The 13,413-nt window shown below is 43.5% G+C and carries 12 protein-coding genes; 7 read left to right on the top strand and 5 right to left on the bottom strand.

Annotation, left to right across the window (positions count from 1 at the left end):
* The first annotated feature begins 130 nt into the window (after positions 1–130).
* The 6 genes from rutA to FTU46_RS06960 all read left to right on the top strand — a co-directional run bounded on the left by rutA (position 131) and on the right by FTU46_RS06960 (position 5,356).
* A complete protein-coding gene (gene rutA, locus FTU46_RS06935; protein ID WP_004646490.1) occupies positions 131–1,237 on the top strand; it encodes a pyrimidine utilization protein A in 1,107 nt (368 codons plus the stop codon).
* The gene (rutB, locus tag FTU46_RS06940; RefSeq protein ID WP_004646492.1) at positions 1,234–1,995 is read left to right on the top strand and encodes a pyrimidine utilization protein B; all 762 of its coding nucleotides are present in this window, start codon (positions 1,234–1,236) and stop codon (positions 1,993–1,995) included. The genes rutA and rutB overlap by 4 nt, the downstream gene beginning before the upstream one ends.
* A 33-nt stretch (positions 1,996–2,028) precedes the next feature.
* The gene (gene rutC, locus FTU46_RS06945) at positions 2,029–2,409 is read left to right on the top strand and encodes a pyrimidine utilization protein C (RefSeq protein WP_004810557.1); all 381 of its coding nucleotides are present in this window, start codon (positions 2,029–2,031) and stop codon (positions 2,407–2,409) included.
* Between the two features lie 145 nt (positions 2,410–2,554).
* Positions 2,555–3,070 (top strand): NADH-dependent FMN reductase RutF, encoded by a 516-nt coding sequence (rutF, locus tag FTU46_RS06950; protein ID WP_373686582.1) that lies wholly within the window; start codon positions 2,555–2,557, stop codon positions 3,068–3,070.
* Between the two features lie 33 nt (positions 3,071–3,103).
* On the top strand, positions 3,104–4,465 hold the full coding sequence (gene rutG, locus FTU46_RS06955; RefSeq protein WP_004782746.1) for a pyrimidine utilization transport protein G: 1,362 nt from the start codon (positions 3,104–3,106) through the stop codon (positions 4,463–4,465).
* A gap of 51 nt (positions 4,466–4,516) precedes the next feature.
* Positions 4,517–5,356, top strand: a complete 840-nt coding sequence (locus FTU46_RS06960) for an NAD(P)-dependent oxidoreductase (protein ID WP_373686583.1) — start codon at positions 4,517–4,519, stop codon at positions 5,354–5,356.
* A 133-nt stretch (positions 5,357–5,489) separates the two neighbouring features.
* Here the strand turns inward: FTU46_RS06960 and FTU46_RS06965 are convergent, their stop codons facing one another.
* The 3 genes from FTU46_RS06965 to lipA form a co-directional block, all read right to left on the bottom strand.
* Complete coding sequence (locus tag FTU46_RS06965; protein WP_004782744.1) at positions 5,490–5,882, bottom strand: carboxymuconolactone decarboxylase family protein; 393 nt, start codon at positions 5,880–5,882, stop codon at positions 5,490–5,492.
* 168 nt (positions 5,883–6,050) lie between these two features.
* Positions 6,051–8,555, bottom strand: coding sequence for an acyl-CoA dehydrogenase (locus FTU46_RS06970; protein WP_180016750.1), 2,505 nt, complete (start codon positions 8,553–8,555; stop codon positions 6,051–6,053).
* A 351-nt stretch (positions 8,556–8,906) separates the two neighbouring features.
* Positions 8,907–9,920 carry a lipoyl synthase gene (gene lipA, locus FTU46_RS06975; protein ID WP_004782741.1) on the bottom strand — a complete coding sequence of 338 codons (1,014 nt, stop codon included), beginning with the start codon at positions 9,918–9,920 and terminating at the stop codon, positions 8,907–8,909.
* 217 nt (positions 9,921–10,137) lie between these two features.
* Here lipA and sthA point away from each other — a divergent pair, with 217 nt between their 5' ends.
* Positions 10,138–11,553 carry a Si-specific NAD(P)(+) transhydrogenase gene (gene sthA / locus FTU46_RS06980; protein ID WP_004782740.1) on the top strand — a complete coding sequence of 472 codons (1,416 nt, stop codon included), beginning with the start codon at positions 10,138–10,140 and terminating at the stop codon, positions 11,551–11,553.
* Between the two features lie 100 nt (positions 11,554–11,653).
* Here the strand turns inward: sthA and FTU46_RS06985 are convergent, their stop codons facing one another.
* The gene (locus FTU46_RS06985) at positions 11,654–11,983 is read right to left on the bottom strand and encodes a four-helix bundle copper-binding protein (protein ID WP_180033336.1); all 330 of its coding nucleotides are present in this window, start codon (positions 11,981–11,983) and stop codon (positions 11,654–11,656) included.
* A 301-nt stretch (positions 11,984–12,284) separates the two neighbouring features.
* On the bottom strand, positions 12,285–13,244 hold the full coding sequence (locus FTU46_RS06990) for a TauD/TfdA family dioxygenase (protein ID WP_180104626.1): 960 nt from the start codon (positions 13,242–13,244) through the stop codon (positions 12,285–12,287).
* Positions 13,245–13,413: the final 169 nt, after the last annotated feature.

The raw sequence follows: 13,413 nt of genomic DNA on the forward strand, positions 1-13,413 counted from the left end.
AAATATTAAGTATTTGATAAATATTAACTAAATATAGTTGGCACACGATTTGCAATGTTTATCTTGTAAATAAAATTCCCGAAGTGGAATCAGAATTTTGAATAAGTGTTAAAAATAATGAGGTGTGAAAATGAAAATAGGTGTCTTCTGTCCAATCGGAAATAATGGCTGGTTACTCTCTGAAAATGCACCGCAGTACATGCCGACTTTTGAGTTAAATAAACAAATCGTACAGCGCGCTGAGCACTATGGTTTCGATTTCGCACTTTCTATGATCAAGCTGCGTGGCTTTGGTGGCAAGACTGAATTCTGGGAACATAACCTGGAAACGTTTACCCTGATGGCAGGTCTTGCGGCTGTCACCAGCAAAATTAAAATTTTCGCAACTGCCGCAACTCTGGTGATGCCACCTGCAATTGTCGCGCGCATGGCATCAACCATTGATTCGATTTCAAATGGCCGTTTTGGTCTGAATGTCGTAACTGGCTGGCAGCCACCTGAATATACCCAAATGGGTATGTGGCCAGGTAATGACTATTTTGGCAAACGTTATGAATATCTGTCTGAATATGTACAAATTCTGCGTGAACTTTGGGCGACTGGTAAATCAGACTTTAAAGGCGAACATTTCCAGATGGAAGATTGCCGTGTTAGCCCACGTCCACAAGCCGACATGAAGATTATCTGTGCAGGTCAATCTGATGCAGGTTTAGAGTTTTCTGCACAATATGCTGACTATAACTTCGTGTTTGGTAAAGGCCTGAATACTCCAACAGCTTATGCAGAAATTAATGACCGCCTCAAAGAAAAAACAGATGTGACTGGCCGTGATGTACAGACTTATGTGCTGTTTATGGTGATTGCTGCAGAAACTGATGAAGAAGCGCAAGCCAAATGGCAGCACTATAACGATGGTGCTGATATGGAAGCGATTAACTGGCTGATGAATCAAGGCGGTAAAGATACCACTTCCGGTGCAGACACCAATATCCGTCAAATGGCTTCTAGCGTATCTCCAGTCAACATCAATATGGGTACGCTGGTGGGTTCTTATGAAAATGTGGCACGAATGTTGGATGAAATTGGTGAGATCAAAGGTACGGAAGGCGTACTACTAACTTTTGATGATTTTATTCAAGGGGTTGAAGACTTTGGTCAAAAAATCCAGCCGCTAATGAAATGCCGTGATCATATTGTCATTGAAGATGAAGCGCCAGTTTTGGAGAAAAGCGCATGAGTGAATCAGTCGTAACAGCCGGTTTTACGGAAAAACTCGGCACAGGAAAAACGCTTAAAGCGGAACCCGAAGCGATTTGTCTTGCACCAGAACAGACAGCCTTGATTGTGATTGATATGCAAAATGCCTATACCTCTCAGGGTGGCTATCTGGATCTGGCGGGCTTTGATGTCTCGAAAACCAAGCCCGTGGTTGAAAATATTAAAAAGGCCGTTGATGCCGCACATGCAGCCGGTATTCAGGTGATTTATTTCAAAAATGGCTGGGATGCAGAATATAAGGAAGCGGGTGGTAAGGACTCTCCAAATTTCCATAAATCCAATGCCTTAAAGACCATGCGTAAACGTCCTGAATTACAGGGGCAATTGTTAGCAAAAGGTGGTTGGGATTTTGAGCTGATTGATGAGTTAAAACCACTGCCACAAGACCTGGTGATCGAAAAGCCACGTTATAGCGGTTTCTTTAATACCGCGCTGGACAGCATGTTGCGTGTAAGAGGAATTCGCAATCTGGTCTTTGTGGGGATTGCCACCAACGTGTGTGTGGAGTCGACACTACGTGATGGCTTCTTCTTAGAATATTTTGGTATCGCACTTGCTGATGCCTGCCATCAGGCCGGTCCAGTCGAAGCGCATGAAGCCAGTCTGTATAACATCAAGACTTTCTTTGGCTGGGTATCAGATACCAAAAATTTTGTAGAGACCTTTCAAAAAGAAAGTGAGTCACTAAAAGAAACTAAATTAGCTGTAAGCGCATAAAGAATTAAAGAACAGAATTAAGGAAAAAATAGTATGCCTAAAGAAATCATTATTCCAGCAGGAACATCGAAACCATTAGCACCGTATGTACCGGCAACCAAGGCAGACAATATCGTGTATGTATCCGGTACATTAGCTTTTGATGAAAATAATAATGTGGTGCATGTCGGTGATGCCGCAGCACAGACCCGTCATATTCTGGAAACTATCAAGCGTGTGATTGAAGAAGCCGGTGGCAGCATGGATGACGTAACGTTTAACCATGTCTTTGTCAAAGACTGGGCAGATTATGCTGCGATTAATACAGTTTATGCTGAGTATTTCCCGGGAGATAAGCCGGCACGGTATTGCGTACAGACAGGTTTGGTCAAACCTGATGCGTTAGTCGAAATTGCTTCGATTGCCCATGTATAAGCCGATCCACCTGATTCAATCTCATTACTAGATGCCCCAGGTCTGAAACTGAATATTGACTTGGGGGCGGGAGAACAGCATGAATGCCAAACTATCTAAAATCATCACAGAAACAGTTGCAGAAAATAACGCATTAAATAAGGTTTTGGCGACTAACGCATCAGATGACATCTTTCCCCAAGTTGATCAACAGATTTTCCGTCAAGGCATGTCCAATCTCGGGGCTGCAGTCAATGTCATTACCACGCAAGGTGAGGCAGGACAGGCAGGATTTACTGCCTCAGCCGTATGTAGCGTGACAGATACACCACCAACGTTGCTGGTGTGTCTGAACCGTTCTGCTTCAGTTTATGAAACCTTTAAAAAGAATCAGGTGTTGTGTGTGAATACCCTGGCATCACATCAACAACATCTTTCCAATCTGTTTGGTGGAAAAACACCAATGGCAGAGCGTTTCAGTCAGGGGAACTGGAAAACTTTGGTGACCCAGTCACCTGTACTTGAGGATGCCTTAGTCAGTTTTGACTGCGAGGTGGTCCAATGTTTATCCGTAGGCAGTCATGACGTGCTGTTCTGTGAGGTGAAAGCGATGTGCCAGAGTCAAGGCAATGCGCTGATGTACTTCAACCGTTCTTACTGTGAGCCACACAAAATGTGCTAATTCAATTCAATCCTAATCAAGGAGGGGAAGCCGATGCAAGAAAAAGAAACGTGGTTTCCAAAATTTAAGCCTTACCAAGGCAATCTCGATACCACACCCGTGCAAACAGATGAATATCTGCCTGCTGGAAAAAGTATTATTCTCGGGTTGCAGCATGTGTTTGCCATGTTTGGCGCAACCGTGCTGGCACCCTTATTAATGGGGTTTGATCCCAATCTCACGATTTTCATTACCGGGATTGGGACCATTTTATTTTTCCTGATCACGGGCGGTCGATTGCCTAGTTATCTGGGATCAAGCTTTGCCTTTATTGGTGCGGTCGTCGCAGTGACGGGTTATTCAGGGGTTGGAGCCAATCCAAATATAGGATTAGCCCTTGGCGGTACGATTGCTTGCGGTATTGTTTATGCCTTGATTGGTCTGCTGGTGATGAAAACTGGCACCAACTGGATTGAAAAACTGATGCCGCCAGTAGTGACAGGCGTGATCGTGATGATCATCGGTTTGAATCTGGCACCCGTCGCGATTAAGAGTGTTTCAGCGAATCAGTTTGATTCGTGGATGGCTTTAATCACGATTATCTGTATCAGTGTGATTGCTGTGTTTACCCGAGGAATGGTACGCCGTCTATTATTATTGTTGGGCTTATTATCTTCCTACTTGATTTACTTCCTTTTCACCAACGTGATGGGCTTCGGACCTGCGATTGATTTTACCAAGGTCAGTGAAGCAGCATGGTTTGGTTTGCCAAATTTCCAGAGTCCAGTCTTTGAAATGAATGCGATGCTGATGATTGCACCGGTGGCCATTATTCTGGTCGCAGAAAATCTTGGGCATTTTAAAGCGGTATCCGCGATGACTGGTAAAAATCTGTCACCGTATATGGGCCGCGGTTTCTTTGCAGATGGGGTTTGTACTTCATTATCCGCTTCTGTCGGCGGTACCGGCATGACCACTTATGCTGAAAATATCGGTGTGATGGCAGTCACCAGAGTTTATGCAACCACTGTATTTGTCTTTGCTGGTATCTTCGCAATTTTACTCGGACTTTCGCCTAAATTTGGCGCAGTGATCAGTACCATTCCAGTGGCTTTATTGGGTGGTGCATCGATTGTCGTATTTGGTCTGATTACGGTGGCTGGTGCGAAAATTTGGGTAGATAACCGTGTTGATTTCACCAAGAACAGTACGCTGATTATTGGTGCCGTGTGTCTGATCATGGGTACAGGGAACTATAGCTTGCAGATCGGTGGTTTTGATCTGGGTGGTATTGGTACCGCAACCTTAGCCGCAATTCTATTGAATCTATTCCTGAACCGTGGTGAAGATAAAGAATTACCAGCATCTGAACCAGCTGAAACTGTAACCGAAGTTGAGGCTAAGCCAGTCGTTTAAAATGAGGAGCATTTTTTGAGTCATACAATTGCATTTTTAGGACTCGGGGCAATGGGCTGGCATATGGCCTCCCATTTGCCAAAACTCGGACATCAGGTGTGGGTCTGGAACCGTACTGAACAGAAAGCTGTAGCGCATGCCGAAACTTTTGTAACGCAGGCAGTTGGTATTGAGCAGGCGGTTCAGGCAGATTTTATCTTTTCCTGTTTGCCGACCAGTCAGGATGTTGAAGCATTGATTGCAGCTCATCCACCCAAACAAGGTGCAATCTGGATTGACTGTACTAGTGGTGTGCCGGAATCTGCCCAGAAACTGGCGAAGCTCCTGGAGCAACAAGACAGCTTTTATCTGGATGCACCGGTTTCTGGTCAAACGATTGGAGCGGAACGCGGTACTTTAACCGTTATGGTGGGAGGCAATGAACAAGCCTTTGAACAAGCCAAACCGATCATTGATGCCTTTGCCGGTTTAATTGAATATGTGGGAGAAAGTGGTTCTGGCTTTGCGGTAAAAGCTATAAATAATACTTTAATGGCGACTCACTTATGGGCATTGGCTGAAGGGATGACGGTACTGAAAGGGCAGGGCGTTGATTTAAGTAGTGCACTAAACTGTATTAATCATTCCAGTGGTAAAAGCAGTATGTCGGAGAATATCATGGCGCAGCGTGTACTGAACCGTGAGTTTCACAAAACCTTTGCACTAGATTTATTGCAGAAAGATATTGGCATTGCCTTGGAGCTGGTACAGCAACAACAACTGGATTTATCGGTGATGTCTTTGGTTCAGCAGGAGTTTCAGCAGATTGCCAAGCCACAGGCCAGCCAGCTGGATTTCTCCGCTGCGGTGCAAGGCTTGGAGCAACGTACTCAAATTGAATTAAGAGGATAATCTTTACAAACAATATCAAAGACAGTGTTAAAGACGTTATAGCTATAGATATATCCGTTTAAAACTTAAAAGCCGGGAATTTTAATTCCCGACTTTATTTATTCATTAAGCAGCTCAATAGCCTAAGTAAATCTTAATTCTGCTGATTTGCCTGATATTCCTGAATCACTTCAAGCGCTGCACGGAAGGCTTCCTGAGTAGCAGGGGCACCGCAGTAAGGCAGGCTATGCAGTAGCACTTCCTGAATTTCTTCAACTGTTGCACCATTATTCAAAGCGCCACGAACATGGCCTTTCAATTCAGTTGGGCTTTTTTGCGCGGTAAGAAAAGCAATGGTAATTAAAGAACGGTATTTACGTGGTAAAATCCCTTCACGTTGCCAGGTTGAGCCCCAGGCATGTTCATTAATCCAGTCCTGCAAAGGTTGGGTAAAAGGAACCGTATTGTCCTGAGCACGTTTTACAAAACTTGCACCCATCACTTCAGTACGGACTTTCAAGCCGTTTTCATAATCTTGTTGTGACATCATTGACCCTCAATTTTATTATGGGTCTAGCTTAACGTTTAATATCTTAAATACCATCGTGCAATAGTCGTAAAAAAGTGGCTGAATAGCCACTTGTGATATTCCAAAGTGAAATCAGGAAATAACCTCACTTTGGCAAGCAAGATCCGATTTAGATAAAAGTTCTATCTAAGGACTGGTTGAATGTGAAGGTGCACTTTGAACTGAAGTATCGGTACCTGTTGCATCTGCTTTCGAAATATGAGGATTTTCAAGTTCCAATACTTCCTGTAAATGCAAATCGAAGACATCAGTCAACATGCTGTCGTAGCGACGCGCATTATAGTCCAGCAACTTATTGGCTTCTTCTTCATTAATAAAGCCTTGTTCATGCGCATCAGCCACATGATCAGCAAAACTGAGTCCTTTAAATTGACCTTTGTTTTCGGCTTTTTTAAAGCGATCCCAAAGCTGCTCAATTTCCAGTAACATGGTGAAGGTTGATTCCATACGACCATTCACATCATCTTCCGCTGTGCTATAGAAAACATGCTTTTTCAGTACTTTCCGGAAAGCGTTATCTTCCATCATGACATTTGCGACTTCCTGTTTAAGTCGGTCAGATGGCTTCGCGACAGGGCGGCCAAATGGGAAACAGATAAGTTTGACCATGCCAGCAGCAACACCCACCGGGAAATTTGCAAACAGGTCATAAAACGCTTCCTGAGCCGTATATAAAGATTTCTCAATTGCCAATTGTGCATGCAGACGTTCAGCTTCAGTTTTTTTGCTATGTTCAAAGAATTTCAGGATTGCCGTCGCAATAAACAGATGGGCATGAATATCAGCCAGACGGCCAGAAAGCATTTCCTTGCGTTTAATATCACCTGCTAATAAACCTAAACACATATCTGCAGTCAGGGCAAAGTTGGCACTGAGCCGGTTGATAATCTTGTAATAGGGACGGGTAAAATCAACTGCACTTTGTGGCGCAGCACTTGAACCACCGCTAAAAGCATAGGCAAAAGAGCGGGCAGTCCGGTTAAAGGTATAACCCAGATGCTTAAACAACATAGTATCGAATGGATTCAGAGCGGCTTTTGGATCTTCAGCTTGCAGAAGCTGTAATTCTTCATATAGATAAGGATGGCAACGCATTGAGCCTTGACCAAAGATCATCAATGAACGGCTGAGAATATTGGCGCCTTCGACTGTAATCGATACTGGAATGGCCTGATAGTTGAGAGCCAGGAAGTTACGAGGCCCCATTTGAATAGCACGACCGCCCACGACATCCATACCATGATTGACGATTTTACGCATGGTCTCTGTGGCATAGTATTTGGCAATCGCGGTCATAACTGCCGGCTTACCACCTTGATTCAAGCCACAAGTCACTAAATAACGGAATGCTTCCAGCATATAGGCATCACTGGCAATTTCACTATTGGCTTCCTGTACGCCTTCAAATTTACCCACTGAAATCTTGAATTGCTGACGGATTCGCGAGAACGCACTGACATTCAGATAAGTCATTTCGGCACTGGAGGTAGATAAAGCCGGTAGGGAAATACCACGGCCAACTGCCAGACATTCCATCAGCATACGCCAGCCTTTGCCGGCATTTTTCACGCCACCAATGATCCAGTCTAAAGGAATAAATACATCCTTACCTTCAACAGTACCATTCATAAAAGGGGAGCCAGGATTATGACGTGGACCGACTTTTACCCCTTCATGATTGGCCGGTAGCAAGGCACAAGTAATCCCATAATCCGTTTTATCACCGAGTAGATGGTCAGGATCATACATTTTAAAAGCTAAACCGACGACAGTGGCAATCGGTGCCAAGGTAATCCAGCGTTTGGAGAAATTCATTCTCATTCCCAAGACTTCCTGACCTTCAAACTGTCCATAGCAAACCACACCGGTATCTGGAATCGCACCGGCATCTGAACCGGCTTCAGGACTGGTCAAACCAAAACATGGGATTTCTTCACCTTTGGCCAGACCGGGTAAATAACGATCTTTTTGTTCATCGGTACCATAATGTAGTAACAACTCACCCGGCCCAAGTGAGTTAGGCACCATACAGCTCACAGCAGCAGTGAGAGAGCGTGAAGAAATTTTGCTCATCACCCGGCTTTGAGCAAAGGAACTAAAGGCACGACCGCCGTATTCTTTGGGAATAATTAGTCCCAAGAAGCCATTATCTTTAATATATTGCCAGATATGTTCAGGCAGCATTTTCTTCTCATGAATTTCCCATTCATCCAGCATGCTACACAGCGTTTCGACTTCGTTATCCAAGAATGCCTGTTCCTCAATGGAAAGTTTTGGATAGGGATAGCTATTAAAGGTTTCCCAGTTCGGCGCACCCATAAAGAGTTCTTTTTCCCACCAGCTGGTGCCGGAATCAAGAGCCTCACGTTCTGTCGGGCTAATGCTCGGCATGGCATCCGCTAATGCCTTATAGGCTGGCCTGGAAATGAAAGACATACGCAAAGGTTCGATCATGACGACCAGACTGATCAGGATCAGGGGAATACCCAGAATCAGTGACCAAGGACTGATAAAGGCACAAACCACTGACATGACAATCAGCGTAATTGCACCAGTGGTACGGGAGAGTTGAAAAAAGAAAATCGCCCATAAACTGGCAATGAGAAGAAGTACGGCGAAAATAAATAGCATTGTTATATTTCTCCAGGGTCATACAATTGTGATGCTGCCGATCTCCCTAAGGTGTATTCATAAGACTTGATCAATTTTTTTACATCGCTTAAGCAACTGGCAAATTCACAATTGTTGTTGTGAGAACGATCGTTATTAAATATTTCAACGATATATTGAAGTGTTTTATCTGTTTTTGAGATTGTTTGAAAAATGCACAGTCTTCAAGTGAGAACACGCAAAGAAATGTGAAGATAAGTAATAACTTAATCTTTAAGAGAGGGTAGTTAAAATAATTAAAAAGTGAACAAATATAAATTTAGTTAGGCATAAAAAAGCCCTCTACTTGAGAGGGCGTTGATCTAAGTCATTTTAAGCTTCAATCGCCTGTACAGCGATTTTTTTCGCTGGATCCACTTTACGGCGTACTTCTGGAACCGGTTCGCCGTAGTATTGACGATCCGCAAAGTAACTTGAACGTACCATCGGTGCTGACCAGATATTCTTAAAGCCAAGCTTACGGCCATGTTCTGCATAACGTTCGAATTCTTCTGGCGTGACAAAACGGTCGATTGGTGCATGCTGTTTAGATGGCTGTAGATACTGGCCAATGGTTACATAATCCACATCATGCGCTTTCAGGTCATCTAACAGAGCGAGAACTTCTTCTTCAGTTTCACCGATACCGACCATCAAACCACATTTGGTTGGAATTTCTGGGCAATAATCTTTAAACATTTTCAACAGATTTAAAGAGTGCTGATAATCAGAACCTGGACGCATGGCTTTATACAGACGTGGCACAGTTTCGATGTTGTGGTTAAACACGTCTGGTGGACATTCAGTCATGATGCGCAGAGCAATGTCCATACGACCACGGAAATCAGGTACCAGAATTTCCAGCAAAGTCTTTGGACTCAAAGCACGGGCTTCTTTAATACAGTCCACAAAATGCTGTGCACCGCCATCTAGCAAGTCATCACGGTCTACTGAAGTGATGACTGCATATTTCAGACCCAGGTTGGCAATCGTTTCTGCCATATGACGCGGCTCGTCTGGATCAAGTGCATTTGGACGACCATGTGCCACATCGCAAAATGGACAGCGACGCGTGCAAATATCACCCATAATCATAAAGGTTGCTGTACCCCCACCAAAACATTCAGGCAGGTTCGGACAGGCCGCTTCTTCACATACGGTATGCAGTTTTTGCTGACGAAGTGTAGTTTTAATACGCTGAACTTCCTCGGGAGCGGCCATTTTCACGCGGATCCAGTCCGGCTTACGTGGCGTTTCAACCGTAGGAACAACTTTTACAGGAATACGGGCGACCTTTTCTGCGCCGCGAAGTTTGATACCCTGTTCAGGTTTACGGTTTTCAGACATATATAACTTTTCCACTGTTTTGAAGGAGGGAGATAAATCAAAGTTAACACTTTTTTAATTATAACGAAACTCGGGTGAAATAGGGCAAAAAGGATTATTCATTTAAAAAATGTTCTTATCACACAATATATGTAAGTTAAATACACCAAATTGGCAGCAATTACGTCATAATATAGCGTAGATTAAAGCAAAATTTTTTAATTTTAAGGAGCGTTGAATGCCACGTAAAAAAGAGGTCGTTAGTGGGACTTTCGTTAAGTACGATGCGGTAGTTCTAGGTTCAGGCCCTGCGGGCGAAGGCGCGGCAATGAAACTTGCCAAATCGGGTAAGCGTGTTGCAATTGTGGATATGCGTGAACAGCTGGGTGGTAACTGTACTCACGTAGGTACGATTCCAAGTAAGGCATTGCGTCAAACGGTATCCAGCATTATCCGTTATCAACGTGATCCAATGTTTCAAAAAGTAGGTGAATGGAAACAATTCACCATGAAACAGGTACTGCGCAATGCACATAAAGTGATTCAGCAGCAGGTGGATACTCACTCACGTTTTTATGACCGTAACAAGATTGATATCTATCATGGTCGTGCTTACATTCAAGACGCAAATACGATCTTTGTATTTACACCAGATGGCATAAAAGAAACCATTATGTTCCAGCAACTGGTGATTGCGACCGGTTCGCGTCCATACCGTCCAGAAATTCTTGATTTCAATCATCCACGTGTATTTGATTCAGACAAAATTCTGGATCTGGATTTCTCAATCCAAAAAATCATTATTTATGGCGCAGGTGTGATTGGCTGTGAATATGCATCGATCTTTATTGGTCTGGGACATAAGGTTGACCTGATCAATACTCAACCAAAACTGCTCAGCTATCTGGATGACGAAATTTCCGATGCACTGTCTTATCACTTACGTGAACAGGGTGTATTGATCCGTCATAATGAACAGATCGACTTCCTTGAAACTTCTGATGATTATGTCGTTCTGCATACACAAAGCGGCAAGAAAATTAAAGCTGATGCTATTCTGTGGTGTAACGGACGTTCAGGGAATACTGACGGTTTAGGCCTTGAAAATATTGGTCTGAAACCAAACAGTCGTGGTCAATTAACCGTGAATGAGCAGTATCAGACTGAAGTTGAAAATATCTATGCTGCAGGTGACGTGATTGGCTGGCCATCACTGGCTTCTGCTGCCTATGACCAAGGTCGTTGTGCAGGTGCCAACATGAGCGGTGAACAAGACGTTGCACCTGTGACTGATATTCCGACTGGTATTTATACCATTCCGGAAATTTCTTCGATCGGTAAAACTGAGCAGCAGCTGACTGAAGAAAAAATCCCGTATGAAGTGGGTCAGGCTTCTTTCCGTCATCTGGCGCGTGCGCAGATTACCGGTGATACAGTTGGCGAATTAAAAATCCTGTTCCATCGCGATACGCTGGAAGTTCTGGGTGTTCATTGCTTCGGTAATAATGCATCGGAGATTATCCACATTGGTCAGGCAGTCATGAACAGCCCGAACAATACGATCAAGTATTTTGTGGAAACCACATTCAATTATCCAACGATGGCAGAAGCCTATCGTGTGGCAACCTTGAATGGTATGAACCGTTTGTTCTAATTTGATTTATTCAAGTTAGATCAAAAACCCGCAGGTTTGGCTTGCGGGTTTTTTTATTTTTCAGATTGAAAAAATTCAATCTTGTCAGTAATGCTGGAAATTAGGCTGCCATTTTGCGGCATTCTTCAGCACAGCGACGGCAAGCTTCGGCACATTGCTGGCAATGATCATCCTCATGATGGCCACATTCTTCTACACAATAATCGCAAGCTTTAGCGCATAGCTCGCAAATCTCTTTCATAAATGGAGATTGCTTTTGTTGCATGCGGGCGCAGAGCTGACACAGATCAGCACAGTCCAGACAGCGCTGGATACATTCCCGCATCATTTCTAAATGTTCTTCTTTCAGGCAGGCACTGGCACAGTTGGTACAGGCCAGAGAGCAGGTCATACATGCACGAACACAATCTGAAAACTGAATCTCGTTCATTTTCTTCTCCTTTTTGCAGCTATAGCAATGGCTTGTTTTTTTAATACGCTAAGCAGAAAAGGAAAAATACACTAGGCAGTTTGAGTGAGAAAAAGTAATCCGATTGCCGATTTTGTTAAAAGCTGTATTTTTAAAAAATTTAATTTAAAACCTCTATCCTGATATTCCCAAAATAGGATGACTAAAAATTTAAAAATAAAACCATTGAGGCGGTCATTCCTCAATGGCGGAAAATCTACATGATGAGTCGTTATTGTCGAAGGCTTAAATGACCTTTCTCTTTATTATATTTTTATGGTGATTAAAATGGACGACTACCTGCCAGGCTGATACGTTTTAATAAACGGCGCTGATCAGCAGGGAAAGGACGGCGTGAATGTAGAGTAACCTGATTGTCCCAGAACACGATATCGCCTGCTTCCCAATTGTGCTCATAAGCGAATTCAGGTTTTAAGACATGCTCACGTAATTTTGCAATCAGTTCACTACCTGCCTGATCGTCATAATTCACTAATTCAACTTCAGTATGGGTATTTAACCAAAGTGCTTTACGGCCAGATTCAGGATGGGTGCGTACCAGTGGGTGCGGATAGGCATGACCTAAAATTGGCTGATCTTTAAAGCGATATTTTGGCATATTTCCCGCATACGCATTACCACCTTTATTGCTCTGGAAGCGTACAAATGGATTATAGGTAATGAGCTGTAACTGATCGATTTGTGCTTTGGTTTCTTCATCCAATGCTTCATAAGCCTTGATGGTATTAATCCAGGACGTCTGACCACCGTCTTTTGGCAGTTCAATGGCATAGAGTAAAGAGCCAAAAGATGGTAAAGGTGTCCACTGGTGATCGGCATGCGGGGCAAGTTCACCATGGCCGGTGTAATCCCCTTGACCGACTGCGTTGGAAACGGGTACGACATCAGGTGGAGTGCCGGTATCTGTTTTAGAAGCCAGCACTGGCGTGTCGGCATCTGGACGGAAGATTGAACCGAAATAGGTGGCAAAGGCAAGATACTGTAGATCATCCAGACTTTGATTTTTAAAGATCAGGATCAAATGTTCAGCCAGAGCTTGCTTCAGACGCAGGATGGTTTCGCCAGATTGGGCTTTGCGGGCATCGAGGCCATAAACCACTGCGCCTAGGGCTTGATCTGTCTGCGGGACAATTTTAATTTCATCAGTATTCTGGAACTGATCTTGCTGATGCCAGCGTGGTGCATCGTGAATGGCTTGTGAAAGTTGGGTCAAGCTTGTCATTGGAAAGTCTCTGAATTTTCTTGTTGCAGAAAATCTAAAAAAATCCAGAGCAAAAATAAAATCACAAGAATTGCTAAACTTATGAAAAACCGAATAAAAATATCTAAATGATTGATTTGAAATCTTTTAATTAATATGGCAAAACAAAGTCCTAAAGCTGCTGAAAAAT

Source organism: Acinetobacter sp. YH12108 (genome assembly GCF_013419055.1).
Lineage (GTDB): Bacteria > Pseudomonadota > Gammaproteobacteria > Pseudomonadales > Moraxellaceae > Acinetobacter.

Bases quoted from the DNA above. Each gene is read 5' to 3' on its own strand.
- rutA (WP_004646490.1), top strand. From the start codon at position 131: ATGAAAATAGGTGTCTTCTGTCCAATCGGAAATAATGGCTGGTTACTC.
- rutB (WP_004646492.1), top strand. From the start codon at position 1,234: ATGAGTGAATCAGTCGTAACAGCCGGTTTTACGGAAAAACTCGGCACA.
- rutC (WP_004810557.1), top strand. From the start codon at position 2,029: ATGCCTAAAGAAATCATTATTCCAGCAGGAACATCGAAACCATTAGCA.
- rutG (WP_004782746.1), top strand. From the start codon at position 3,104: ATGCAAGAAAAAGAAACGTGGTTTCCAAAATTTAAGCCTTACCAAGGC.
- FTU46_RS06960 (WP_373686583.1), top strand. From the start codon at position 4,517: ATGGGCTGGCATATGGCCTCCCATTTGCCAAAACTCGGACATCAGGTG.
- FTU46_RS06965 (WP_004782744.1), bottom strand. From the start codon at position 5,882: ATGTCACAACAAGATTATGAAAACGGCTTGAAAGTCCGTACTGAAGTG.
- FTU46_RS06970 (WP_180016750.1), bottom strand. From the start codon at position 8,555: ATGCTATTTATTTTCGCCGTACTTCTTCTCATTGCCAGTTTATGGGCG.
- lipA (WP_004782741.1), bottom strand. From the start codon at position 9,920: ATGTCTGAAAACCGTAAACCTGAACAGGGTATCAAACTTCGCGGCGCA.
- sthA (WP_004782740.1), top strand. From the start codon at position 10,138: ATGCCACGTAAAAAAGAGGTCGTTAGTGGGACTTTCGTTAAGTACGAT.
- FTU46_RS06985 (WP_180033336.1), bottom strand. From the start codon at position 11,983: ATGAACGAGATTCAGTTTTCAGATTGTGTTCGTGCATGTATGACCTGC.
- FTU46_RS06990 (WP_180104626.1), bottom strand. From the start codon at position 13,244: ATGACAAGCTTGACCCAACTTTCACAAGCCATTCACGATGCACCACGC.